The 24802-nt window shown below is 69.6% G+C and carries 24 protein-coding genes; 11 read left to right on the top strand and 13 right to left on the bottom strand.

Annotation, left to right across the window (positions count from 1 at the left end):
- Window positions 1–155 precede the first annotated feature (155 nt).
- From ACFYTS_RS06325 to mqo, 6 genes are all read right to left on the bottom strand, one after another.
- Entirely contained in the window at window positions 156–548 is a 393-nt protein-coding gene (locus ACFYTS_RS06325) for a cobalamin biosynthesis protein (protein WP_387301734.1), read from the bottom strand.
- Window positions 535–1929, bottom strand: a complete 1395-nt coding sequence (locus ACFYTS_RS06320; RefSeq protein ID WP_387302088.1) for a cobyrinate a,c-diamide synthase — start codon at window positions 1927–1929, stop codon at window positions 535–537. The genes ACFYTS_RS06325 and ACFYTS_RS06320 overlap by 14 nt, the downstream gene beginning before the upstream one ends.
- A gap of 11 nt (window positions 1930–1940) precedes the next feature.
- Entirely contained in the window at window positions 1941–2561 is a 621-nt protein-coding gene (cobO, locus tag ACFYTS_RS06315; RefSeq protein ID WP_357281449.1) for a cob(I)yrinic acid a,c-diamide adenosyltransferase, read from the bottom strand.
- 358 nt (window positions 2562–2919) lie between these two features.
- Window positions 2920–5076, bottom strand: coding sequence for a VWA domain-containing protein (locus tag ACFYTS_RS06310; protein WP_387301732.1), 2157 nt, complete (start codon window positions 5074–5076; stop codon window positions 2920–2922).
- Window positions 5077–5467: 391 nt separating this feature from the next.
- The gene (locus ACFYTS_RS06305) at window positions 5468–5917 is read right to left on the bottom strand and encodes a GNAT family N-acetyltransferase (protein ID WP_357281453.1); all 450 of its coding nucleotides are present in this window, start codon (window positions 5915–5917) and stop codon (window positions 5468–5470) included.
- An 18-nt stretch (window positions 5918–5935) separates the two neighbouring features.
- Window positions 5936–7459, bottom strand: coding sequence for a malate dehydrogenase (quinone) (gene mqo / locus ACFYTS_RS06300; RefSeq protein WP_387301730.1), 1524 nt, complete (start codon window positions 7457–7459; stop codon window positions 5936–5938).
- 263 nt (window positions 7460–7722) lie between these two features.
- Between mqo and ACFYTS_RS06295 the strand changes: the two genes are divergently transcribed.
- The gene (locus tag ACFYTS_RS06295; protein WP_357281647.1) at window positions 7723–8733 is read left to right on the top strand and encodes an alpha/beta hydrolase; all 1011 of its coding nucleotides are present in this window, start codon (window positions 7723–7725) and stop codon (window positions 8731–8733) included.
- On the opposite strand, the gene ACFYTS_RS06290 is transcribed toward ACFYTS_RS06295, so the two are convergent.
- The 4 genes from ACFYTS_RS06290 to map form a co-directional block, all read right to left on the bottom strand.
- Window positions 8713–9276, bottom strand: a complete 564-nt coding sequence (locus ACFYTS_RS06290; protein WP_379101990.1) for an alpha/beta fold hydrolase — start codon at window positions 9274–9276, stop codon at window positions 8713–8715. The genes ACFYTS_RS06295 and ACFYTS_RS06290 overlap by 21 nt on opposite strands.
- A 66-nt stretch (window positions 9277–9342) precedes the next feature.
- Window positions 9343–10923: a cobyric acid synthase gene (locus ACFYTS_RS06285; protein WP_357281459.1), complete on the bottom strand. Its 1581-nt coding sequence runs from the start codon at window positions 10921–10923 to the stop codon at window positions 9343–9345.
- Window positions 10886–11179: a hypothetical protein gene (locus ACFYTS_RS06280; RefSeq protein ID WP_357281461.1), complete on the bottom strand. Its 294-nt coding sequence runs from the start codon at window positions 11177–11179 to the stop codon at window positions 10886–10888. The genes ACFYTS_RS06285 and ACFYTS_RS06280 overlap by 38 nt, the downstream gene beginning before the upstream one ends.
- Window positions 11176–12039, bottom strand: a complete 864-nt coding sequence (gene map / locus ACFYTS_RS06275) for a type I methionyl aminopeptidase (RefSeq protein ID WP_357281463.1) — start codon at window positions 12037–12039, stop codon at window positions 11176–11178. Before map ends, ACFYTS_RS06280 begins: the two co-directional genes overlap by 4 nt.
- Window positions 12040–12168: 129 nt before the next feature.
- Between map and ACFYTS_RS06270 the strand changes: the two genes are divergently transcribed.
- The gene (locus ACFYTS_RS06270; protein WP_357281465.1) at window positions 12169–13182 is read left to right on the top strand and encodes an LLM class flavin-dependent oxidoreductase; all 1014 of its coding nucleotides are present in this window, start codon (window positions 12169–12171) and stop codon (window positions 13180–13182) included.
- 30 nt (window positions 13183–13212) lie between these two features.
- Here ACFYTS_RS06270 and ACFYTS_RS06265 read toward each other — a convergent pair whose 3' ends face one another.
- Window positions 13213–13905, bottom strand: a complete 693-nt coding sequence (locus ACFYTS_RS06265; RefSeq protein WP_357281649.1) for a GntR family transcriptional regulator — start codon at window positions 13903–13905, stop codon at window positions 13213–13215.
- A 199-nt stretch (window positions 13906–14104) separates the two neighbouring features.
- Here ACFYTS_RS06265 and ACFYTS_RS06260 point away from each other — a divergent pair, with 199 nt between their 5' ends.
- The 7 genes from ACFYTS_RS06260 to ACFYTS_RS06230 all read left to right on the top strand — a co-directional run bounded on the left by ACFYTS_RS06260 (window position 14105) and on the right by ACFYTS_RS06230 (window position 22073).
- Window positions 14105–15220 (top strand): TIGR03364 family FAD-dependent oxidoreductase, encoded by a 1116-nt coding sequence (locus ACFYTS_RS06260; RefSeq protein WP_387302086.1) that lies wholly within the window; start codon window positions 14105–14107, stop codon window positions 15218–15220.
- A 24-nt stretch (window positions 15221–15244) separates the two neighbouring features.
- On the top strand, window positions 15245–15934 hold the full coding sequence (locus tag ACFYTS_RS06255; protein WP_357281469.1) for a phosphonatase-like hydrolase: 690 nt from the start codon (window positions 15245–15247) through the stop codon (window positions 15932–15934).
- Window positions 15935–16029: 95 nt separating this feature from the next.
- Complete coding sequence (locus tag ACFYTS_RS06250; protein WP_387301726.1) at window positions 16030–17100, top strand: 2-aminoethylphosphonate ABC transporter substrate-binding protein; 1071 nt, start codon at window positions 16030–16032, stop codon at window positions 17098–17100.
- Between the two features lie 22 nt (window positions 17101–17122).
- Window positions 17123–18307, top strand: coding sequence for an ABC transporter ATP-binding protein (locus ACFYTS_RS06245; protein WP_387301724.1), 1185 nt, complete (start codon window positions 17123–17125; stop codon window positions 18305–18307).
- Window positions 18308–18602: 295 nt separating this feature from the next.
- Complete coding sequence (locus ACFYTS_RS06240) at window positions 18603–19496, top strand: 2-aminoethylphosphonate ABC transporter permease subunit (RefSeq protein ID WP_387301722.1); 894 nt, start codon at window positions 18603–18605, stop codon at window positions 19494–19496.
- A 3-nt stretch (window positions 19497–19499) separates the two neighbouring features.
- The gene (locus ACFYTS_RS06235) at window positions 19500–20297 is read left to right on the top strand and encodes an ABC transporter permease (protein WP_387301720.1); all 798 of its coding nucleotides are present in this window, start codon (window positions 19500–19502) and stop codon (window positions 20295–20297) included.
- A gap of 135 nt (window positions 20298–20432) precedes the next feature.
- On the top strand, window positions 20433–22073 hold the full coding sequence (locus ACFYTS_RS06230; RefSeq protein WP_387301718.1) for a hypothetical protein: 1641 nt from the start codon (window positions 20433–20435) through the stop codon (window positions 22071–22073).
- A gap of 29 nt (window positions 22074–22102) precedes the next feature.
- Here the strand turns inward: ACFYTS_RS06230 and ACFYTS_RS06225 are convergent, their stop codons facing one another.
- Window positions 22103–22465 carry a hypothetical protein gene (locus ACFYTS_RS06225; RefSeq protein ID WP_357281479.1) on the bottom strand — a complete coding sequence of 121 codons (363 nt, stop codon included), beginning with the start codon at window positions 22463–22465 and terminating at the stop codon, window positions 22103–22105.
- Between the two features lie 258 nt (window positions 22466–22723).
- A complete protein-coding gene (locus ACFYTS_RS06220) occupies window positions 22724–23083 on the bottom strand; it encodes a DUF4254 domain-containing protein (RefSeq protein ID WP_379102218.1) in 360 nt (119 codons plus the stop codon).
- A 262-nt stretch (window positions 23084–23345) separates the two neighbouring features.
- Here ACFYTS_RS06220 and ACFYTS_RS06215 point away from each other — a divergent pair, with 262 nt between their 5' ends.
- Window positions 23346–24209 (top strand): helix-turn-helix transcriptional regulator, encoded by an 864-nt coding sequence (locus ACFYTS_RS06215; protein ID WP_357281481.1) that lies wholly within the window; start codon window positions 23346–23348, stop codon window positions 24207–24209.
- A gap of 147 nt (window positions 24210–24356) precedes the next feature.
- Window positions 24357–24770, top strand: a complete 414-nt coding sequence (locus ACFYTS_RS06210) for an AMP-binding protein (protein WP_357281483.1) — start codon at window positions 24357–24359, stop codon at window positions 24768–24770.
- The last annotated feature ends 32 nt before the right edge of the window (window positions 24771–24802 follow it).

Here is a 24802-nt window from a genome sequence, read left to right as displayed (position 1 = left end):
TATTTTACGCCCGCATGATCACCCAGAGAACCCGAAATGTCCAGTATCGCAACGATTTTCATAATTCTCGTCGAAGTTCCGAAGCTCAGTCCATCGCTGGGAATCGAAGCGCTGAGTCGTCTTCCCGTTTCAGTCGAGTCCCGGAAGGGGCGGCATCATGAACCCAGGTCTAGCGGTCCCAACAAATCGAATTCCACAGCAGCAACCACAATTCCGGATACAACGGTCTTGGGGAGCGTCAAATCCCCACCCCCACCGGCCAGCACGGCAGCGGCCTCCGCGACGCTCGTGGCGCCGACAGCCTCCGAAACCCGGCTTGACGGATTGGGAACGGCCACGGCTGCCAATTCCAGAGCCGAGAACCCCATGGCCACCGCGTGCAGCCGCAACGCCGCCTCTAGAAACCCTGGTTCACCGGCGCGCCGGTCGAGGGTCGCCAATCGGCCGACCGCCCTGTCCCCCAAGGCTTCCCGCACCGCCGCCACGATGACCTCGGCTGTCGTCCCGGGGCGCAGCCCGACGCCGACCGCCAGGTCAGACCGTGACATCGGTCCGGGCGAAGTCGGCCGCCGCGGCGACGAACCGTCCGACGGCCGCCGGGTTCCCGGCCGGGTGCGTGTGCAGGTAGGACGCGTGCACACGGTGCAGCACCGCGCCCTCGCGGACCGTCTCGCCGGCGGGTGAGCGCCAGGCCCAGCCCGGTTCCGACGACCCCGCGGAGGTCAGCCGGGTGCGGTGGAATTCGTGGCCGCGGACGCGGTCGCCCGCGTTCCAGAGCGGAGAGTCGGTGAGCGCCACCGCGTCTCGGTAGCCGAGGGTGAGACGCGGGCCGAACTCGGCGTCGGCGTCGAGGACACCGGCCATGCGGTGGCCGTCGAGGGTGCGGGTCAGGTACAGCAGACCGGCGCACTCGGCGTGGATCGGGAGGCCGCGGCGGGCCTGGTCGGCGATGGCCGCCAGCAGTCCGGTGTTGGCCGCGAGGTCGGCGGCATGTTCCTCGGGGAAGCCGCCGGGGATGACCAATCCGGCTGTGCCGGAGGGCATTTCGTCGCGCAGCGGGTCGAAGACGCGGACCTGGGCCCCGGCCGCCGCGAGCAGCTCGCGGTGCTCGGCGTAGCCGAAGGTGAAGGCCGGTCCCCCGGCGATGGCCACCACCGGTCCGGATTCCTGGACCGCCACTTCCGCGGCCGGATCCCACGCCCGGCCCCGCACATCGGAGGCGGCCAGGGCGGCCACCGCGGCCAGATCGATGTGCGCCGCGACGAGATCCGTCATGGCGTCCACGGCCGCCTGGGCGGCATTGCCGTGTTCGACCGCCGGGATCAGGCCGAGATGCCGTGAGGGCACGGCCAGTTCGGCGAGCCGGGGCAGGGCGCCCAGCACCGGCAGGCCCACGCGGGCGCAGGCGGCGCGCAGGACCTGTTCGTGGCGTTCGCTGCCCACGCGGTTGAGAATCACTCCGCCGAGCCGGATTCCGCTGTCGTAGGTGGCGAAACCGTGCAGCAGGGCGGCCAGGCTCTGGCTGTGGCCGCGCGCGTCCACCACCAGGATCACGGGTGCGCCGAGCATGGCCGCGATCTGGGCGGTCGAGCCCTCGGCGATAGGTTCGGTATGGTGTTCGTCGATGCGGCCGTCGAACAGGCCCATGACGCCCTCCACCACCGCGAGATCGCTGTCGCGGCTGCCGTGCAGGTACAGGGGTGCGATGCGGTCCGCGCCGACCAGGACCGGGTCCAGATTGCGGCCCGGGCGACCGGCGGCCAGGCCGTGATAGCCGGGGTCGATGTAGTCCGGGCCGACCTTGAACGGCGCGACCCGGTGCCCGGCACGGCGCAGCGCGCCGATCAATCCGGTGGCCACCGTGGTCTTCCCGCTGCCCGAGGCGGGCGCGGCGATGACGACGGCGGGGGTGCTCGCCGGGCTCACCATGGCGGGCCCGCTCACCACTCGATGCCGCGTTGGCCCTTGCGGCCGGCGTCCATCGGATGCTTGACCTTGGTCATCTCGGTGACCAGGTCGGCGGCGTCGATCAGGGCCTGCGGGGCGTCGCGGCCGGTGATCACCACGTGCTGATTGCCCGGCCGCTCGCGGAGCGTCTCGACGACCTCGTCGACATCGACCCAGCCCCACTTGAGCGGGTAGGTGAATTCGTCGAGCACATAGAAGCGATGCTGTTCGGTCTCCAGGCGTCGCCGGATCTCCTTCCAGCCCGCTGCGGCGGCGGCCGCGTGGTCGTCGTCTGAGCCCTGCTTGCGGGTCCAGGACCAGCCCTCGCCCATCTTGTGCCACTCCACCGCGCCGCCCGCGCCGGTCTCGTCGTGCAGCTGCCCGAGGGTGCGGAACGCCGCCTCCTCGCCCACCTTCCACTTCGCGCTCTTCACGAACTGGAACACCGCGATGTCGAAGCCCTGGTTCCACGCCCGCAACGCCATCCCGAACGCGGCCGTCGACTTCCCCTTGCCGGGTCCGGTGTGCACCGCCAGCACCGGCTGGTTGCGCCGCTGCCGGGTGGTCAGACCGTCATCGGGAATGGATTCCGGGAGGGGAACACCCTTCGGCATCGCTGGAAGCTCCTTTCGCTGCGGCAAGGCACACCGCTGTCGACGTTCACCGTGCCATACGGCGGCCCCGGCCCCGCACGGCGGCCCGGCCGGAGTCGCCACGGGGCGGACAGAATCGAGGCCGCTACCGAGTCCACGTATCAGACCTCGAATCGCGGTGAGCTCCAGCCGCGCTGCCGTGGTGCTCGGATTCGGGGGTGCTCGCCGACAGCCGGTGGCCGATCCCGTTGCTGCCGCTCACCGTGTTCGCGATCCGGCGGCCGGTCATCGCACCCTGGGCACGGCATCGCGGTGTGCGATTCGGACAGAGCTGTGCCCACTACCGGAACCGGATGTGGCGGTCGCCGCAGGGGCGGGCCTATGCGGCGCGGGTCGCGCGCACCACGTGCGCCACGGCGTCACCGGTGAGTTCACCCAAATGCAGGTAGCCGCCGCGCAATTCGGCGGCGATGTCGCGGGCCAGGCCGAGGCGGATCATGCCGCGTTCGCAGTCGACGACCATGGCGGTGACGGAATCGTTGGCCAGCATGCGGGCGGCGGCGCGGGCGCGCGGGACCGGGTCGGTGCCGCCGGTGGCGCGGCCGTCGGTGAGCAGAACCAGCAGGGGGCGGCGGTGGGGGTCGCGGGTGCGCTCGCGGCGGATCAGGTCGCGGGCCCGCAACAAGCCTTGGGCGAGTGGGGTTTTGCCGCCGGTGCGCAGGTCGGCCAGGCGGCGGACGGCGATGTCGACCGAGGACGTCGGGGGCAGGACCAGGTCGGCTTCCTGGCCGCGCATGGTGATGACGGCGACCTTGTCGCGACGCTGGTAGGCGTCGCGGAGCAGGGCCACGACCGCGTTGGTGACGGCCGAGAGGCGGTCGCGGGCGGCCATCGAGCCGGAGGTGTCCACGACGAAGACGACCAGGTTGCCCTCGCGGCCTTCGCGATACGCGCCGCGCAGGTCGTCGGGGGCGAAGGCGAGAGGGCCGGTCAGGCGCCCACGCTCGAACTGGCGAGGAGCCGCGGCGAAGATGGTGCCCAGCAGGTGCAGGCCCGTGGAGGTGTCGTCGGTGGCGCGGACGATGCGGCCCTGGCGGGTGTGGGCGCGGGAGCGGCGACCGGGGGCGCCTTCACCGACGCCGGGCACCTCCCAGCGCGGTGGCTTGGGGAGGGTGGCGGCAGGGGCGGCGACGCTGCCCTCCCGGGCGGGGCGATCGGCGGACGGGTTGCGCTCGGCGCGGTCGTCGGAGGGATTCCGGTCTCCCCCAGGGGGATTCGGGCCACCGCCGGGGAAATCCGGGCCGCCGTCCGGCGAGTCCGGGCCACCACCAGGCGAGTCCCGGCCATCATCAGGCACGTCCGGACCGTCGGGACGGTCCACCGAGGCCGAGTCGGCGGGATTCCGGCCCGCGGGTGAGTTCTGTTCCGCGTCAGGCGAATCGGCGTCGCGCCCCTCGCCCTCCGCCGGATTCCGCGGTCCCGCGCCGTTCGGCGGGACCGCTTCACCTTTTCCCAGGCCGTCAGCTCCATCCTGCTCGGCGCGGGCGGCTTCGTCGGCGGCGTGCCGCATGGCGTCGTCGAGTTGTTCCTCGCTGATGCCGGGTTCGTCGAAGGGGTCGCGGCGGCGGCGGTGCGGCAGCGCGAGTTCGGCGGCGACGCGGACGTCGGACTCGGTGACCTCGGTGGCGCCGCGCCAGGCGGCGTGGGCGGTGGCGGTGCGGGCCACCACCAGGTCGGCGCGCATGCCGTCGACGTCGAAGGCGGCGCACAGGGCGGCGATGCGGCGCAGCTCGACATTGTCGAGGCTGACCTCGGCGAGGTGGTCGCGGGCGGTCAGAATGCGTTCGGCCACCTCACGATCCGCGGCCGCGTAGCGGTCGGCGAAGGCGGCGGGGTCGGCCTCGTAGTCGAGGCGGCGGCGGACCACGGCCATGCGCGTGTCCACGACGCGGGAGGCGACGACGTCCACGGTGAGGCCGAAGCGGTCCAGCAGCTGCGGCCGCAGCTCGCCCTCCTCGGGATTCATGGTGCCCACCAACACGAATCGCGCCGGGTGGGTGTGCGAGACGCCGTCACGCTCGATGTGCACCCGGCCCATGGCGGCCGCGTCGAGCAGGACGTCCACCAGGTGGTCGTGCAGCAGATTCACTTCGTCGACGTAGAGCACGCCGTGATGGGCGGCGGCCAGCAGACCCGGCTTGAACGCCTGCTCCCCGTCCCGCAGCACCCGCTCCAGGTCCAAAGACCCGACCACGCGGTCCTCGGTCGCGCCGACCGGCAGCTCCACCAGCCGCGCGGGCCGCGCGCCGGACTCGTCCACGACCGGGGGCAGCAGCTGCGCGAGCGCGCGCACCACGGTCGACTTGGCGGTCCCCTTCTCCCCGCGCACCAGCACCCCGCCGATGCCGGGATGCACCGCGCACAGGATCAACGCCAGCTGCAGCCGCTCCTGCCCCACCACCGCGGAGAACGGAAACCCGGCCTCGTCACCGGCCGCACGAACACTCTCGGAGTACGCCACAGAAGGAACAGACACGCCGCCAACTCTATGCGCGGCGCATTTCTCCACCCCGGCTACCCCTCGGCACCGCACCTGCGCCCGCCCCCGCGTCATGCATGACCGAACCGCGCCCCCGCGCTCACGGCTCGACGCCCGCTCCCCCGAACGGCCGCCCACCGGCCCGCAATCACTCCGGCCGAGCCCACGCTCCCGCAGTACGGTCGAACCACACGCTCCCGCGACCCAGCACTCGCTCCGACCCGGGCCGTCGCGGCCGCCACGACATCGGGCGCGCTGCCCCGGGTGGTACGTGAGCACGGCCCCGCACCGCCGACTGGCGCCGCGCACCGCGCACGCCGCATACGCATGAAACAGCCGCGCCCGCTGTGGGTTTCACAGCGGGCGCGGGACGTTGCGGGGGGCGGGGTCAGCCGCGGCGCATGGGGATGTGCGGGATGCCGTCTTCGATGTACTCCGGGCCGTCGACCTTGAAGCCGTGCTTGGTGTACATGTCGAGCAGGTAGGTCTGGGCGTTCAGGCGGACCGTCGCCGAACCCGCTTCGGCCAGGGCGGCCTGCAGCAGGCGGGTGGTGTAGCCGTGTCCGCGGGCCTCAGGGGTGGTGCAGAGGCGGCCGATCCGGAAGGACTTGACGCCGTCCTCGTGCTCCTCCATGAGACGGAGGGTGCAGATGGTCTCACCCTCGTCGTCGAGCCAGAAGTGACGGGTCTCCGGCAATAGATCGAACCCGTCCAGTTCCGGGTAGGCGCACTTCTGCTCGACGACGAAAACCTCCACGCGAAGTTTCAACAGCTTGTACAGCGTCGCGGTGTCCAGGTCTTGGGACCACGACCGTTTGAGAGCAACCGTTGACATCATCGCGTCTTGCTATCACATCTACGCGTGAGAAGCGATACCCGCGGGCTTCGGCGTGTTGTCGGCGTCCAGCTGCAGGGCCTTGGTGGACCAGTCCCACACATCGCGGAACAGGGCCTGGTTCTCGGAGAGCTTCACGCCCAGCGACGGCACCATTTCCTTGAGTTTCGGCTCCCACGTGGAGAATTCGCGCGGGAAGCACTTCTTCATCACGTCGAGCATGGCGCTCACACAGGTGGACGCGCCCGGCGAGGCGCCGAGCAGACCGGCGATGGTGCCGTCCTCGGCCGCCACGACCGCGGTGCCCAGCTCCAGCACGCCGCCCGCGCCCTTGCGGCGGATGACCTGCACGCGCTGACCGGCGACGATCAGCTCCCAGTCGTCGCCGTCGGCGCGCGGGATGAACTCCTCCATCGAGCCGATCCGGTCGTTCTGCGAGTTGAGCAGCTCACCGACGAGGTAGTTGACCAGGCCCATCTCGGTGACGCCGACACCCAGCATGGAGAACAGGTTGTTCGGCTTCACCGACTTGATCAGGTCGGTCAGCTTGCCGTCCTTGAGGAACTTCGGCGTCCAGCCGGCGTACGGGCCGAACAGCAGGCCCTTCTCACCGTTGATGACGCGAGTGTCCAAGTGCGGCACCGACATCGGCGGCGCGCCGACCGAGGCCTGGCCGTACACCTTGGCCTCGTGCTGGGCCACCAGCGCCGGGTTGGTGCAGCGCAGGAACAGGCCCGACACCGGGAAGCCGCCGAAACCGCGGATCTCCTTGATGCCCGACTTCTGCAGCAGCGGCAGCGCGCCGCCGCCCGCGCCCACGAACACGAACTTGGCGTTGATGACGCGCACCTTGTTGCTGCGCAGGTTGCGCACCTTCACCAGCCAGGAGCCGTCGGACTGCTTGGTCAGGTTGGTCACCTCGTGGCCGAACGCGATGTCCGCGCCGGACGCGCCCAGGTAGGCCAGCAGTTCCTTGGTGAGCTCACCGAAGTCGATGTCGGTGCCGTAGTCGGTCCAGTTCAGGCCGACCGGGTCGGAGAAGTCACGGCCCTTGGACATCAGCGGTAGTCGCCGCGCGAACTCGTCGGCGTCGTCGATGAACTCCATGCCTTCGAACAGCGGATGCCGCGACAGCGCCTCGTGACGCTTGCGCAGGTATTCGACGCCGTCCGCGCCGTGAGTGAAGCTCACGTGCGGGATGGGGTTGATGAAGTTCGACGGGTTGGCCAGCACGCCGTTCTCGACCGAGTAGGACCAGAACTGGCGCGAGACCTGGAAGCGCTCGTTGATGTCGATGGCCTTGGCGATCTCCACCGAGCCGTCGGCGTTCTGCGGCGTGTAGTTCAGCTCGCACAGGGCCGAGTGGCCGGTGCCCGCGTTGTTCCACGGGTCGCTGCTCTCGGCGGCCGCGGCCTCGAGGCGCTCGAAGATGGTGATCGACCAATCCGGCTGCACCTGGCGAAGAAGGGCACCGAGGGTGGCACTCATGATGCCGGCACCGATGAGTACTACATCGGTCTTTTCAATCGTGGCAGCGTTCGACACGGCGGGGATCGACTTCCTTGTCTTTTTTGGGTCACCAGGTGGGGGTTAGGTTACCCGTCGTTCACTTGGACTCAATTCTGCCCCTGACCATTCCCGAATCCCGCTTCGAAATCCCCGAATGTGAGAGATCCCTCCCAAATAGACATCTACGCGCCGCGGTCTATGTTGAGTTGGTGACCCGCGAAACGTCCTCCACCACGTCTTCGACCACCGCCTGGCAGCCCGACGTCCTGGGCGCCGACTACCAGCAGCTGACGCTGTCGATGGGCCCCGACCCCGACGGTCAGGGCGACGCCGTCGCCACCCTGGTCCGCTACACCCCCGCCGACGCCCCCGCCGCGACCGGAGCCGTGCTGTACGTGCACGGCTTCACCGACTACTTCTTCCAGGAACACCTGGCCCAGCACCTGGCCGCCCAGGGCTACGCCTTCTACGCGCTGGACCTGCGCAAATGCGGGCGTTCCACGCGGGCCGGGCAGACCCCGCACTATGTCAGCGACCTGGCCCTCTACGACGAGGAGCTCAACCGCTCGCTCGAGGTCATCCGCGCCGAGACCGAGCTGCCGGTACTGATCATGGCCCACTCCACCGGCGGTCTGGTGACCTCGCTGTGGCTCAACCGGCTCGAAGCCGCGGGCGGCGTGCGCGCGCAGGGCATCACCGGACTGGTGCTCAACAGCCCATGGTTCGACCTGCAGGGGCCCGGCTACTACCGCTCGGTGGGTACGCCGGTGCTGGAGGGCCTGGGCCGGTTGCGGGCTTTCGCCCGGATCCCGCTGGGCGTGTCCACCAGCTACGGCGACAGCCTGCACCAGACCCAGGCCGGTGAGTGGGACTACAACCTGGACTGGAAACCGTTGAGCGGCTTCCCCGTTCACGCGGGCTGGCTACGCGCCATCCGGCGCGGGCACCTGCGGCTGCACAAGGGGCTCGACATCGGGGTGCCCGCGCTGATCCTGCGCTCCAAGGTCACCAAGTTCATGCGCAACTACGGACCCGCCGCCGATGTGTCGGACGTGGTGCTCGATGTGCGGCAGATCCAGCGCTGGTCGGGCTGCCTGGGCACCCGCACCAATATCGTGCCGATCGAGGGTGCGCGGCACGACGTGTTCCTGTCGTCGGAGAAGCCGCGCACCGAGGCGTTGCGGGAACTGGACTCCTGGCTGAAGTGGCAGGCTGAAACACCGGCGGCGGCCGCGGCGCCTGCCGTGGTCACGCAGGCTGCCGCGTCCAGGCCCGTCGCGGCCGCCGGCTCACCAGAAGCTGGTGCGTAGCACGACCTCGGTGGCCAGTTCGTGGCCCGCTTCGGCGGCCACGGCGGTGACATCCATGGGGACCAGCCGGAATTCGCCGTAGACGAACCTGGCCGAGCCCTCGGCCACCTCGCGCGGGAAGGGCTTGGTGGCCAGCAGGGTGGTGGGGATCTCCACCGGCGGGCAGGAGGCGTCGCGGACGGTGCCGTCCACGCCGGGCACCGCCGGGTGGCCGCCACCGGCCACGATGAGGCTCATGAAATGGCTGAAGTGGCGGGCGGCCAGTTCCCAGGCCAGTTCCGCGCCCGCACCGATGCCGACGAGGTTGACGTACGGGACCTTCAGCCGGCCCAGGATGTCGACAACCGTCGCGGCGTCGAGACCGTCGATCGACTCGAAGGCGATGGTGTGCAGGTCCGAGGTCTGCAGTCGTTCGCAGACCTGGTCGTAAACATCGGCCGGATCACCCGCATCGGGGAGCAGCAGGACGTGGTGCCGGGTGTCGGGCCCGCCGACTCGCACCGCCCACTCGCGGTCACCGACCGTGATCCGCCGAGATTCCATGGTCGATCACGCTACAGCAGGGGTGTGGAGGCCGACCGCCAGTCGGTCGGATAACTGTGACCGGGGTCACTTTCCCACGGTCAGGGTCGGGAGATCCAGGGGTGCGCCCGCGTCGATCAGACGCTCGAGCGCGTCCGGATCGAGGTGCTTCTCCATCAGATCCGCGAGCAGGTCGAGCTGGGAGGCGCGCACCTCATCGACCGAGACGTCCTCGGCGACAACGAAATCGGTGCGACCCGCGCGCTGGGCGACCTGGTGCAGCCAGGTCCGGCGAAACTCGTCCGCCGCCAGGGCCCCGTGCAGGTGCGTGCCCCACACCGATTCGCGCACACTGCCTTCCGGGGCGCCGCCGAGCTCGAACCAGGGCCGGTCGGCGGTGCGGGTGACGCGGCCGTGGTGGATCTCATAGCCGTGCACGGGGAGATCGGTGTCACCGGCGCGATCCAGGACCCGGCCGCCGGAGCGGCGCAGCACCTTCGGATCCGCGAACTCGATGTCCAGGTCCAGCAGACCCAGGCCCGCGACGGTCCCCGCGCCGGACTCGACGCGGTCGACGATGGTGCGGGCCAGCATCTGATAGCCGCCGCAGATGCCGAGAATGGGGCCGCCCGCGGCCGCGCGGGCGGTGAGGGCGTCGGCGATTCCGGTGCGGCGCAACCACTCCAGGTCGCTGACGGTGGATTTGCTGCCGGGGATCACCACCAGATCGGCCCCGGCGAGGCGGGACGGGTCACCGGCCCAGCGCACCGAGACGCCGGGCTCGCAGGCCAGGGCCTCGACATCGGTGGAGTTGGAGATGCGCGGCAAGCGGATGGCGGCCACGGTCAGCCAGTCGCGGCCCAGCGGCGGCCGGGAGCGGCCCACGGGGGCGTCGGCGACGGTGCCGAGGGAGTCCTCGGCGTCGATCCACAGGTCCTCGGCGAAGGGGATGACGCCGAGCGTGGGACGGCCGGTGAGTGCGGTGAGCTGATCCAGGCCGGGCCGCAGCAGGTCCACATCGCCACGGAACTTGTTGATGATGAAGCCCGAGATCAGTTGCTGGTCTTCGGGTTCCAGAATCGCGACGGTGCCGAACAGGTGGGCCAGCACGCCGCCGCGATCGATGTCGCCGACCACCACCACCGGAAGCCCGGCGGCGCGCGCCAATCCCATATTCGCGAGATCGGTTGCCCGCAAATTGATCTCGGCTGGTGAACCCGCGCCTTCACAGATCACCACATCGAATTCGTCGCGCAGCGAAGCCAATTCCTCGGCGACCACGGTTCGCAGTTCTCGCCGATGCCGGAAATAGTCCTTGGCCCCGACGGTGTCGACGGCCTTGCCCCGCACCACGAGCTGCGACCGTCGATCACTGCCGGGCTTCAGCAGGATCGGATTGAACCGCACGCTGGGTTCGAGCCCACAGGCCCGCGCCTGCAAGGCCTGCGCCCGCCCGATCTCCCCGCCGTCGAGGGTGACGACGGAGTTGTTGGACATGTTCTGCGCCTTGAACGGCGCGACCCGCACCCCGCGCCGCGCCAGCATCCGGCAAAGCCCCGCCACCACAACGCTTTTGCCCGCGTCGGAGGTGGTTCCGGCGACCAGCAGCGCACCCTTCACTCGCGTCGACTCACCGGGTGCTGTACTCCGCCCGCGGGCGGTAGACATAGTGGTCGCGGCCGCTGCTGGTGTAGGCGTCCCGATTGTCGTAATCGCCGCGGGTGTCGGCGACGACGTCCTGCTTGTCGGCGTCGTCCACCGGCCGACCGGCGGAGAGTTCGACGTGGCGGCGCATGGTGGCGCGCAGGGCCCCCTGACCCTCGTCCCGGGGGTTCGGGGGAAGGAAACGGGAGGGCTTGCGCCGGGGGCCGCGGGAGCCGATGCCGCGCGTGGTGACGCCCCGCTGGGGCATGGCGATCTTCACGGCAGCGTCAGGATCTCTGCGCCCTCGTCGGTGACGACGAGAGTGTGCTCGAACTGGGCGGTCCACTTGCGGTCCTTGGTGACCACGGTCCAGCCGTCGTCCCAGATCTCGTAGTCGATACCGCCCAGATTGATCATGGGCTCGATGGTGAAGGTCATGCCCGGTTCGATGACCGACTCCACGGCGGGCTGGTCGTAGTGCAGGATGACCAGGCCGGAGTGGAAGGTGGGTCCGACGCCGTGGCCGGTGAAGTCGCGGACCACGCCGTAGCCGAAGCGGTTGGCGTACGCCTCGATGACGCGGCCGATCACATTGAGCGCGCGACCCGGCTTGACCGCCTTGATGGCCCGCTTGGTGGCCTCCTCGGTGCGCTCGACCAGCAGGCGCACCTCCTCGTCCACGTCACCGGCGAGGAAGGTCTTGTTGGTGTCGCCGTGCACGCCGTGGATGTAGGCGGTGACGTCGATATTGACGATGTCGCCGTCCTCGATCACGGTCGAGTCGGGGATGCCGTGGCAGATGACCTCGTTCAGCGAGGTGCAGCAGGATTTGGGAAATCCCTTGTAGCCCAGGGTCGACGGGTACGCGCCGTGGTCGAGCATGTACTCGTGGGCGATCCGGTCGAGCTCGTCGGTGGTGACGCCCGGCGCGACGGCCTTGCCCGCCTCTTCCAGGGCCTGCGCGGCGATCTTGCCCGCGATCCGCATCTTGTCGATGGTCTCCGCGGTCTGCACCCAGGGCTCGCTACCTTCGTTGACCGTCTTCTTCCAGACGTACTCCGGCCGTTCGATGTTCTTGGGGACCTCGCGAATGGGCGACTGCGTGCCGGGTGCGAGGGGCTTGCGGGTGCGCACAGACATGGGTACCAGACTATCTGCCGGTCCGAATGGTGGGATTCCCAGGTCCGGGGCACGCGGGAATTCTTCCGGACCACGGTCCGTTTATCCTGTCGGTTGACTTGGCAACAAGGCTCGAGAAGGGCAACGGCCGTGGAACTGGGACTGACGACATTCGCCGAAACGCATCCTGTCGGCGGCGACGGGCCGGTGCCGACCGCAGGCGAACGCCTGCGGCAGGTGGTCGAGGAGGCCGTGGCCACCGAGCGGGCCGGGCTGCACGTGTACGGCGTCGGCGAGCATCACCGCAAGGACTTCGCCGCCTCCTCCCCCGCGGTCGTGCTGGCCGCCATCGCCTCGCGGACCGAGCGCATCCAGCTCACCAGCGCGGTCACCGTGCTCAGCTCCGCCGACCCGGTCCGCGCCTACCAGGACTTCGCGACCCTGGACGGCCTGTCGAACGGCCGCGCCGAATTGATGGCCGGGCGTGGCTCGTTCATCGAATCGTTCCCACTGTTCGGCTACGACCTCACCGACTACGACGACCTCTTCGAGGAGAAGCTCGCGCTGCTGCTGAAGATCCGCGAGGACGAACCGGTCACCTGGTCCGGCAAGTTCCGCGCGCCGCTGGACCACGCCATCGTCTATCCGCGCACCGAGAACCGGCCGCTGCCGGTGTGGATCGCCGTCGGCGGCAGCCCCGAATCCGTTGTGCGCGCGGGACTCCTGGGCCTGCCACTGGCCATCGCCATCATCGGCGGGCAGCCGGCGCGGTTCAAGCCGCTGGTGGACCTGTACCACCGGGCGCTGGCCGAGGGCGGGCACGAGCCGCAGCCGGTGGCGGTGCACGCGCACGGGTACATCGCCGACACCGACAAGCAGGCGGTGGAGGACTTCTACGGCTCGTACGCGCGGGCGATGACCGGCATCGGACGTGAGCGCGGCTGGGGTCCGATGACCCGTCAGCAGTTCGACGCGCTGCGCTCGCAGAGCGGGTCGCTGTTCGTGGGCACGCCCGACTACGTCGCCGAGAAGATCGCCGAGGTGCGCGACACCCTCGGGCTGGACCGGTTCATGCTGCACACCAGCGTCGGCACGCTGCCGCACGAGAAGGTGCTGCACAGCATCGAGCTGCTGGGCGCGAAAGTGGCTCCGCAGCTGGGCTGACCGCGAGCTCGGCACCGGCCGATCGCGGGCTCAGTAGTCGGTGAGCTTGGCCTGGAAGGCGATCCGGTCGCCGCGGTACAGCGAGCGCACGCGTTCGATCGGCACGCCTTCCCCGTCCACGCTGCGGCGGTGCAGCAGCAGCATGGGCAGGGCCGTCGTGCATTCCAGCAGCGCGGCCTCGCGCGGGGAGGCCAGCACCGTCTCGATGCGTTCGGTGGCGACCGCGTACACCACGCCCATGCCGCGGGTGGCGACGTAGAGCGAGGTCTGCGGGTCGTAGAACTCGCGCAGGACGGCGAAGCGGTGCAACGGCATCCAGGTGCTCTCCAGGCCGATGCGTTCCCCGTCGGCGAGCAGGATGCGTTCCAGGTGCATGACCGGGGTGCCCGGTTTCACGGCGAGATCGTGGGCGGTGTCGGGGTCGGCGGGGACGTCGGACCAGTCGACGAGCAGACGGCCCGGTTTGCGGCCGAACTTGATCGCGCCCTCGGTGTAGGAGCGTAAGGACAAGGGCTGCACCATCTTCGGGCGCGAGACCACGGTGCCGCGGCCCTGCCGGCGAATCCGCCCCTCCACCAGCAGTTCCCGCACCGCCTGACGCACGGTCTCGCGGGCGACGCCACAGCGCAGCGCGAGTTCGCGCTCGGACGGCACCGGGTCGCCCTCGGAGAGCTCACCGAGCAGCGCCTCCAGTTCGGCGCGCACCCGGTACGACTTGGGCATGCGCCCGGCGGACGCGGAATCGGTTCCCGTGCCGGCTGTTCCGGCCGCCGGACGGCCCGGCCCCGCCTGGTCTTCCACCCCGGCGGCCTCCCTCGTCTCCATGCCCCCAGCGTACACAGGATTGGTCTATACCAATTATTAACCTACCGTTTCCACACGAAACACCCGTAGGTCTAGACCATTGCCCACGATGACAACCATGCGATTGGTCATCATCGGCGGAGGGATCCTCGGTACCGCCCACGCTCTCGCCGCCATCGGGCGCGGCCACCACGTAGTCCACCTCGAACGCGAGGTGGAGGCGCGCGGCGCGACCGTGCGCAACTTCGGTCTGGTGTGGGTGTCCGGGCGCAGCGCGAGCGAACTGGAACTCACGCTGCGATCCCGGCAGCTGTGGGAGGAGATCGGCGGCAAGGTGCCGGGCGTGGGCTTCCGGCCCGCGGGCTCCATCACCCTGGTCCGCGGCGAGAACGAGCTCGCGGTCGCCGAGGCCGCCGTGGCGCACCCCTCGGCCGCCGAACGCGGTTTCGAACTGCTCGACCCGGAGCGGGTGCGCGCGCTCAACCCCGCGCTGCGCGGCAAATTCCTCGCGGGCCTGCACTGTTCGACCGATGCCGCCGTCGAGTCCCGGCAGGCGCTGCCCGCGCTGCGCCGCTATATGGAGGCCTGTGGCCGCTACAGCTTCTTCGCCGGCACCGAGGCCCGCACCGTCACCGGCACCACCGTGATCGACGACCGCGGCCGCCGCCACGAGGGCGACCTGGTCCTGGTCTGCCCGGGCGCGGCGCACACCGGCCTGACCCGCGAACTGGTCGGCGACCTCCCGGTGCGCCGGGTGCGCCTGCAGATGATGCAGACCGCTCCCCTGGGCGAACCGCTCACCACCGCCATCGCCGACGGCGACAGCTTCCGCTACTACCCGGCCTTCGCCGGACCGGAACTGGATCGCCTCAATCGCGAACAGGCGCAGCCGTTCACGGCCGCCCAGCACAAGATGCAGCTACTGGCCGTGCAGCGCCTGCACGGCGGGCTCACCATCGGCGACACCCACGAATACGACGAGCCGTTCACCTTCGACGTGGACGAGGCTCCCTACGAGCACCTCACCGGCGTGATGGAGGAGCTGCTGGGCCGCAAGCTGCCGCCGATAGTGCGGCGCTGGGCGGGCGTGTACAGCCAGTCCATCGATCCGGGCGCCATCGTCACCCGCGCGCAGGCCGCGGACGGCGTGTGGGTCATCACCGGTCCGGGCGGACGCGGCATGACGCTGGGCCCCGCGCTCGGCGAGGAGACCGCCGACCTGCTCGAGCTCTGAACGAACCTCACCTAAGGAATCATCGTGTCCGACAAGCAGATCGAACTCGCCGTCTTCGACATGGCGGGCACCACCGTGGCCGACGACGGGCTGGTGGAGCAGGCGTTCGAGGTGGCCGTCACCGCCGCGGGCGTGCCCGCCGAGGGCCCGGAGCGCGAGGCCGCCCGGACCTTCGTGCGAGACACCATGGGGCAGTCCAAGATCTGGTGCTTCCGCACGCTGCTCGGCGACGAGGACCGTGCCCAGGCCGCCAACCGCGCCTTCGAGGCCGCCTACACCGAGCTCGCCGAGGCGGCCGGGGTGACCCCGATTCCCGGTGCCGCCGAAGCCATTGCCGCGCTGCGGGCCGCCGGGATCAAGGTGGCGCTGACCACCGGCTTCAGCCGCGAGACGCAGGACAAGCTGCTGAACGCGCTGGGCTGGAACGACATCGCGGATCTGGCCCTGGCGCCCTCCGACGCCGGTCGCGGCCGCCCCTACCCGGACATGGTGCTCACCGCGGTGCTGCGCCTGGAGATCGACGCCGTGGATCGCGTGGCGGTGCTGGGCGATACGACCAGCGACATCGCCACCGGCCTGGCCGCGGGCGCGCGCATCGTCGCGGGCACGCTCACCGGCGCGCACACCGAGGAACAGCTGCGGGCCGCGGGCGCGACCCACGTGCTGCCCTCGGTCACCGAGTTCGCGCAGCTGCTGCTCGCCGAGCGCGGCTAGAGAATTCCGCGGCCCCGGCGCGCCTCGCCGGGGCCGCGGATCACCCCCTGTTCCTACGATCCGTCACGTCCCCTGAACCGAAAGTTGCAGTCACCGTGCGTAATCCGAACAACCGCCTCGCACGCACCATCGCCCGGACCGCCCTGATCCTGACCTCCGCCACCGCGGTCGCCTTCAGCCTGACCGCCTGCGGCGGCACCGGCGCCGGCGACTCCGGGGACAAGACGGTCACCGTCTACTCCGCCGACGGTGTCGGCGACTGGTACAAGACCCAGTTCGCGAAGTTCAAGGACCAGACCGGCATCGCGGTCAACCTGGTCGAGGCCGGCTCCGCCGAGGTCGTGAGCCGTGTCGACAAGGAGCAGTCCAACCCGCAGGCCGACGTGGTCGTCACGCTGCCGCCGTTCATGCAGAAGGCCGACAAGTCGGGTCTGCTGCAGACCAGCGGTGTGGACACCGCCGCTGTCGCGGCCACCGACAAGGACGCGAACGGCAAGTGGGTGACGCTGGCGGGCAACTACCTGTGCTTCATCGCCAACCCCTCGGTCGACTCGTCCAAGCTGACCTGGGACGACCTGCTGAAGCCGGAGTACAAGGGCAAGCTGCAGTACTCCACCCCCGGCCAGGCCGGTGACGGCACCGCCGTGCTGATCCTGCTGCAGCAGCTGATGGGCAAGCAGGGCGCGCTGGACTACCTGGGCAAGCTGCAGGCCAACAATGTCGGCCCGTCGTCCTCCACCGGCAAGCTCCAGGCCAAGGTCGACAAGGGCGAGATCCTGCTGGCCAACGGCGACGTGCAGATGAACCTGGCCACCGTGAAGGAGAAGGGCTCGAAGTTCAACGTCTTCTTCCCAGCCTCCGCGGGCGGCAAGCAGTCCACCGTCGCGGTGCCCTACCTGATGGGTCTGGCCAAGGGCGCGCCGCACTCGGACGCGGGCAAGAAGCTGATGACCTTCCTGCTCTCGGCCGACGCGCAGAAGGCGCTGCCGGACGCCTACGCGGTGCCCGCCCGCCAGGAGCTCAAGGACGCCGCGCCGTCCGCCGCCGGCGCGCAGTCGCCCGCGCAGGTGATCAAGAACGTCGAGGTCCTGCACCCGGATTGGACCAAGGTCCTCGACGAGCTCGACGCCGACCTGGCGGCCTACACCAAGGCCACCGGTAGCTAACCCACCCACAGGAGCAGCAGCCATGTCCTCCGCGTTGACGACATCCACGGTGGTCACCGACACCACCGCCGAACCGGCCATCGTGTTCGACCGGGTCGGGGTCACCTACGGCCGCGGTCGCAAATCGACTGTCGCACTGGCCGATTTCAACCTGCGCGTCGCCGCGGGGGAAACGGTGGCGCTGCTCGGGCCCAGCGGCTCCGGCAAGTCCACCGCGCTCAAGGCCCTGGCCGGATTCGTCCGGCCCACCTCGGGCGCGGTGCGACTGGCCGGCCGCGACGTCACCGACCTGTCCCCCGCCAAGCGCGGGATCGGGGTGGTGGTGCAGTCCTACGCGCTGTTCCCGCACATGCGGGTGCGCGACAATGTGGCCTTCGGGCTCAAGGCACATCGGGTGGCGCGCAACGAGATCGGGGGGCGCGTCACCGAAGCCCTCGAGATGGTCGGCATGGGCGGCTACGCCGACCGGCTGCCGCGCGAACTGTCCGGCGGCCAGCAGCAGCGCGTCGCCATCGCGCGCGCCCTGGCCATCCGCCCCAAGGTGCTGCTGCTCGACGAGCCGCTCGCCGCCCTGGACGCGCAGCTGCGGCAGAACATGCTGGGCGAACTCCAGCAGCTGCGACAAGCGTTGCCGGACACGGCGATGCTGTACGTCACCCACGACCAGTCCGAGGCGCTGGCGCTGGCCGACCGCATCGCGGTGATGCGCGAAGCCCGGCTGGTCGACATCGACACCGCTCGCAACCTGTGGCAGCGGCCCGCGACCGAGTTCACCGCTTCCTTCCTCGGCGGCGCGAACCTGATCGCCTGCGAGGTCAAGCACGTCTCCGGCACCGCGGCCCTGGTCACCGCCGGTGAGCACACGCTGCGCGCGGACGCCCCGCCGCCGGGCATCGGCCGCCCCGACTGGGTGCCGAACGCCGAAGCCCAGCTCTGCGTCCGCCCCCACACCGTCCACGTCGTCCCGCTCACCGAACGAGACGCGTTGCGCGCCACCGTGATCACCAGCGTCTGGAAGGGCGCCTCGACCCGCCTGCACCTCGAAATCGCGGGCCTGCCCACCGAACTCGCCGCCGACATCCTCGGCCACACCGACATCGCCCCCGGCGACCACGTCGGCGTCCGCTTCGCCGACCCGGCGGGTGTTCTGATCCCGCCGGGCATCGGGACCCCCTCCGCCGCAGAGGAACCCGAGGTGCGCGCATGAACGCCGCCGATACGGCTGAATCCACCGCGGTCCTCGCGATGCCCGGGCCGGTGCGGCCGGGCCGGACCGTGGCGCAGTCGGCGGCCACACCGCTCCCACGACGCTCGCCGGGTGCATTCGCCTGCGCCGGAATCACTTCCGACTACGAAGACAGCAGCACGGTGGGCACCGGCGGTCGATCGATCAGCCTGCTGGATGGGACTCGCCGGGCGGAGCCCCGGCCGCGGACGGTGGTCGGCGGCGTCTGGGCCGCCTTGTTCGCCGGAGTCACAGCGGCCCGGGAGCGGAGAACGTCATGACGGCACTGCTCGAATCCCCGTCCGTGCCTTCCGATCCCGGGGCCCGGAAGGCCGGACGGTCGTGGCGACCCGTGCTGTGGACCTTGCCGCCGGTGCTGGTGGTGCTGCTGATCGCGGTGTATCCGATCGTGCGGGTGCTGTTGGAGTCCACCGAGACCAAGTCCGGGCGAGGGATCGGGACCTGGGCGAAGGTGCTGGGTGAGGAGTCGTTCCGGAATGCGCTGTGGCGCACCGTCACCATCGCGGTGAGCTCCACCGCGGGATGCGTGGTGCTGGGGACGTTCCTGGCGATCGTGCTGGCGTTCGTGCCGTTTCCGGGATCGCAGGTGGTGGGGCGGCTCATCGATTCGGTGCTGACACTGCCGTCGTTCCTGGTGACGCTGGCGTTCACGTTCCTGTACGGGACGGCGGGCGCGGTGAACGCGTTGATCGATCGGATCACCGGGGGCACGCAGCCGGTGCTGGACTTCCTGAGCACGCCCTGGGGCGTGATCCTGGCCGAGGTCACCTTCTTCACCCCGTTCGTGGTGCGGCCGCTGCTGGCGGCGTTCGCCCAATTGCCCAGGGAGCAGCTGGATGTGGCGTCCAGTCTCGGGGCCTCGCCGTGGCGGGTGCTGCGGCAGGTGGTGCTGCCCGAGGCGTGGCCCGCGCTGGCGGCGGGCGGCAGCCTGGCGCTGCTGCTGACGCTCAACGAATTCGGCATCGTGCTGTTCACCGGCGCCAAGGGCGTGATCACGCTGCCCGCGCTGATCTACACCCGTGGCATCGTGACCTTCGATCTGCCCGGCGCGGCCGTGCTGGCCTCGGTGCAGGTGCTGCTGTCGCTGAGCCTGTATCTCGGATACCGACTGCTGTTCGCGCGCCTCACCGGCGCGCGCAAGGAGAGCTGACCCATGCTGGTGTGGACGCGTCGCGGGCGGGCCGTGGTGCTCGCGGTGTTCGGGATCGTCGTCACGGTGGTGTTCGTCGCGCCCATCGCGACCGTGGTGGCCGCGGCGCTGGCCGGGCACTGGACCGGGCCGCTGCCCTCGGATCTCGGCTTCGCCAACTTCGATCGGGCGCTCTCCGGTGAGGAGTCCGCCAGCCTGTCCGTCAGCTTGCAGACCGCGCTGCTGGCGAGCCTGTTCTCGCTGATCCTCGGCACCTGGGCGGCCCTGGCCGCGATGGAGGCCCCGGCCTGGCTGCGGCGGCTCACCGACGCGGTGTTCCACGTGCCGGTCGCGGTGCCGTCGGTGGCGATCGGGCTGGGCGTGCTCATCACCTTCAACGAACGCCCGCTGCTGCTGGGCGGCACCAAATGGATCGTCATCCTGGCCCACACCGTGCTGGTGCTGGCGTACGCGTTCAGCGGCGTCTCCGCCGCCCTGGACCGGCTCGATCCGGGCTACCGGCAGGCCGCCGAATCACTCGGCGCGGGACCGGTGCGCGTCCTGCTGTGCATCACCCTGCCGCTGCTGCTGCCCGCCCTCGGGGCCGCGGCCGGCCTGGCCATCGCCCTGTCCATGGGCGAACTCGGCGCCACCATCATGGTGTACCCGGCCACCTGGAAGACGTTGCCGGTGAGCATCTTCGCGGCCACCGACCGCGGCGCCGTCTTCGACGCCGCCGCCAGCACCACCCTGCTGGTCCTCGTCACCCTCATCGCCCTGGTACTGCTGGGCCGCGTGAAAGGACGTGCGGCGCTGCGCTGAACGGCGCGGCCGCACCCGCACCGCTGACCGGGTCATGAGGGGACGGTCAGCGGTGTCTTGCGTCGAGGCCCGGGCGTGGCGACGCCCGGGCCGGTAAACTCGCCTGGAACTCATGTATCGGGCGGGGGCTGTTCGATGGTGGTTGTCACAGGTCTGTCCGGCGAGTCCTACGACGTCGACGGCGAACCCTTCCATGCCGCGGGCGCGCGCTCGGTGCAGTACCTCTGCCGGGATCCCCGCGGGCACCAGCGGCTCTACAAGCTCTACCGGAACCCGGTCACCGCGCCGGATGCGATCGAATGGGCCCGGCAGGCCATGCTTTTCGGGCGGCAGACCGTGCTCGCCGCCACGGGCGGATCGTCCGGGGCGGCCGAGGCGGTGAACTGGCCGATCGACCTCGTCCAGCACGACGCGGCGCTGATCGGCGCGGTCCTGCCGCTGATCCCCATGGACTATCTGCAACCCGACGGCAGGCCGCGCACCCTGGATCAGCTGTGGGCCGCACCGGGGCAGACCACGCCGTATCTCCGTGCGGGACTGGCGGTTCGGCTGTGCGAGATCGTGCGGGTGCTCGAGGAACGGCAGCTGATCCACGGGGATCTGTCGGCCGCGAACGTGCTGTGGCAGCCCGCCGCGCCGCTGGTCCATCTCATCGACACCGCCGGGCTGATGCCCGCCGACCGGGCGCACGATCGGTACAAGGATCGGTACGACCTGGCGGCGCTGCTCTACCGGACCCTGCTGCCCGACAGCGCGGGCCCGCCCGGCGCGCCATGGCAGCCGGGTGGCGTGCCGGCCGATCTCGATCCGCGGGTGCGGGCGCTGTTCGACCGGGCCTTCGGCAATGGCGGATTCGGGCCCGACGCGCGGCCGTCCGCGCAGGAGTGGGGCGACACGCTGCGGACGGTGTACCTGACGCAGGCGGGTTTCGGCTCGTCGACGGCGCCGCTGCCGCCGACCCACACCTCACCGACCGGTTGGTCCGCACCGCAGCCGCTGGTGACGTATCAGGGTGCACCCCAATCGAATTCGACCAATACCGCCCTCAAAGTGATCCTCGGCGTCCTGCTGGTGGTCCTCGTCATCTCTATCGGCGTGGGCGCGGTCGTGCTCTCCGGCGACGACAAGACCACCGACGGAGCCAAGGGCTCGAGCATCACCACCACCGCCCCGACGACCACCACCACCAGCACCACCGCCCCGTCCACCCCCGGCACCCCCGGGGTCGACAAGGCCACCCTCAACCAGCAGGGCACCGACAAGACCCCGTTCACCGCCGACGCCCTGCTCCCGTCGAGCTTCACCGACAGCAAGGGTGTGGTGTTCACCCGCCGCTCCTCCGGCGTGAAGGACTGCATCGCGAGCAATATGTCGCAGAACGTGAAGACCGCGCTGCAGGCCAACAAGTGCGTTCAGATGGTGACGGGCACCTACATCGACAAGTCCGACAAGCTCATGACCTCGCTGGAGGTGTTCGCCTTCCCTTCCAGCACCGAGGCCGAGGCCATCTACACCAGCCTCAAGGGCCAGAAGCAGACCTGGGACGTGTGGTGCCCCACCCAGGGCATCGGCGCCAGCGTCTGCCAGTCCGACCTCGATACCCTGTGGGCCGCAACCTATTCCAGCTGGGGTCGCTGGCAGTACCGGTACCTGTACGAGGCGTACTCGCTGTCGATCGACCTCGCGGTCGACGCCTCGCTCCAGCCCAGCCTGGACGCGCCGTCACGTACCATCCTGCAGCTGGTGGGGCCGGACAACTACTGGAAACCTCGCTGACCCAACCGCTTTCGGCCTCCGAGTGCGGGTCAGAGACCCGCGGCGGCGGCCAGGAGGGCGCGGGAATGCGTGTCGTCGGTGGCGCGGATGAGGCCCGCGGCGAGCAGATAGGCCGCGGCCATGTCCTCGGCGGAGCTCCGCAGCGCGGTGAGCGTGCCGGTGAGGTCGCGGCCCTTGCGTTCGAAGCCGCGCCGCAATTGCCGGGCGGACCCGAAATCGCCGAAGCCACCGAGGGTGTGGACACGGTGGCTGCGGTCGATGTGCGGATCCAGCACGGCTGCGAACCGCAGGAAGGTTGCGGCGCAGTGGCGCGCGGTGGCGACGTCCAGCCGGAAGTCGCCGGTACGGGCCCGTTGGTACAGGTCGGTGGCGGCGCCCTCGCCCTGGTTCATGTCGAACTCCCCCCTCATAGTGCGGAACGCCGTATTTCACCCGCACGGTCATGAATTCGAATCCGTGTGAATGAAATACTTCGCGAATAAAACACCGGACGGTTGGTTCTAAACGCTTCCCACTAATTCAGGGCGGGCGTGCCGCGCCAGTCGACCACGCGGCACGCCGGGCGGGGCGCCCCGTTGCGCCCGCCGTCTACGGGCGGGACGAATCAACGATTCGGTGGCAATACATCAATTGTGTCAATGCATTCGGGATCACTGTTCCGGCAAACGGCGACGACCACCGGCCACGTCGAATACGAGATCAGTGTAGCCGTCAACCAGTTCGGCCAGGTGGTACCAGTGTTTATGGGTGTTATCACTGGAAGCGCCCTCGTGATCGATCACCTGGTTGGCTTCGACCCAGCTCCGGGCCATGCGGTCCACCACGGCGCCCAGGCTCTCGGTGTGCATGGTGGCGCCGTTGCGGTGCTGCGGCAGTTCCTGCTCCACCCAATCGTTGATATCGTCAACGAGTTCGCCGCGGCGGCAATCGATCTCGCTGACCATCATGGGATCCCGTACCTGGGCGCGACGTTCGTGCAGTTCGGCGAGTGCGTGCGCGGACCTCAGCAATACTCGATCTTGAAATCGCCTCCCTTGGAACGCACAGAGCAATTGCGGAGCGGTCGGCAGAACACCGGCTATCGACATGGTCATCGAGACTCCCTATACGCACCCGACAGCATCACTAATCGCACCAACATGATTGGTCTCCGGATTCAGCTATACCGGTCATCGGATCGGTTGTTCACGAATAGGCTAGCTGGATCATGCTCTTACAAATGCAAGAACGCAATACTGCGTTCTAGCAAGTGCGCCAAGGGAAAGGGTCGTCATGGCAGGCAAGCGCACCGTGCTCACTGTCCGTTTGCGGAGGCTCGCCGCGATGCTCCACGAGATGCGGGAGAGCGCCGGGCTCAGCAAAGAAGTGGTCAGCGCCAAGACCGGCATCAACGTCACCACGCTGTACCGGATCGAGACCGCCCAGGCCAGGCCGCAGCGCCGCACCCTGACGGCCATGCTGGACCTCTACGGGATCGGTGAACCCGCGCGTTCAGATGCCTTGCAGTTGCTGGTCGACGCGTTACGCCCCGGCATGGCAAGGTCTTTCGAGGACGCGGTGTCGGAGGTCTACGGCGCATACATCAACTTCGAGGCCGAGTCGCTCTCGGCGCGGTTCTTCCAGTCCACCTACGTCCCCGGCCTGCTGCAGACCGAGGCGTACGCCAGCGCGGTCTACCAGACCACCATGCCCAAGGTGTCGGATCAGGTTATCGAGCAACGGATTCGGGCTCGGCAGGAGCGGTCGAAGGTGCTCACCAAGGACAACCCCCTGGAGCTGTGGGTGGTGCTCGACGAGGCCGTCATCCGCCGTATGGTCGGCGGCCCCGAGGTGATGAACCAACAGTTCAGTCAGCTGCTCGACCACACCAACAAGCGGAACGTGATCCTGCAGATCCTGCCCTTCGACGCCGGCGCGCACCCGGGCATGCTGGGCTCCTTCACCCTGCTCGACTTCCCCGACCCCGCCGACCCGGAGCTGGTGTACGTGGAGGGCATCGCCAGCGACGAGCTGATCGAGGGCCACCCGGAGGTGCGCCGCTACGGGGTGATGTTCGACCAGCTCCGGGCCATGGCGCTGAGCCCGCGCGACTCGATCACCATGATCTCGGCGGCCATGGACGCCCTGAACGGCTGATCTTCCACCCACCCCAGGGTGGGACAACGCGCACCCTCGGAGCGGATTACGGCAGCACTGTGGTCGCTACCGGCGGCGGCTCGCGGCGGCGAAAGTGGATACATACCGAACGCCACCGCAAGCGGCCCCTCCGAGAGGATGATGTTCATGTGCAAGACGGTCGAATCGCCCGCGGCTCCCACGGCCATCGCGGTGACCACCGCCGACTGCGACCTGAGCTACGCCGAACTGGATCGCTGGAGCAACCGGGTGGCGCGCATGCTGCTGGGTCTCGGGGTCCACCCCGGGGCCAAGATCGTGATCGCGGAGACGCCGCGAGTCGAGGCCATGGTCTCCCGCCTGGCCATCGAGAAGACCGGCGCCATTCCCGTCCCGGTGACCACCGAGTCCAGCGTGGCCCGCGCCGACTTCGGCGTCACCACCAAGGCCGGACTGGATCTGGTCACCGACCCGAGCCGCTGGCTGGTGCTCGATGACCGCAGCACGCTGGTGCAGTACCTCACCGGCTCGGACGCCCCGCTCAGCGAGGCCGAACTGAACCTGGCGCGGAAGGCCTCCTGACCGCGCCGAAGCCGCCGCAGCCCGCAGAAGGT

It is taken from the genome of Nocardia sp. NPDC004151, from assembly GCF_042874235.1.
Taxonomy (GTDB): Bacteria; Actinomycetota; Actinomycetes; order Mycobacteriales; family Mycobacteriaceae; genus Nocardia.
The sequence above is the reverse complement of the archived record's forward strand: the minus strand, read 5'-3'. Positions and strand labels throughout refer to the sequence as shown.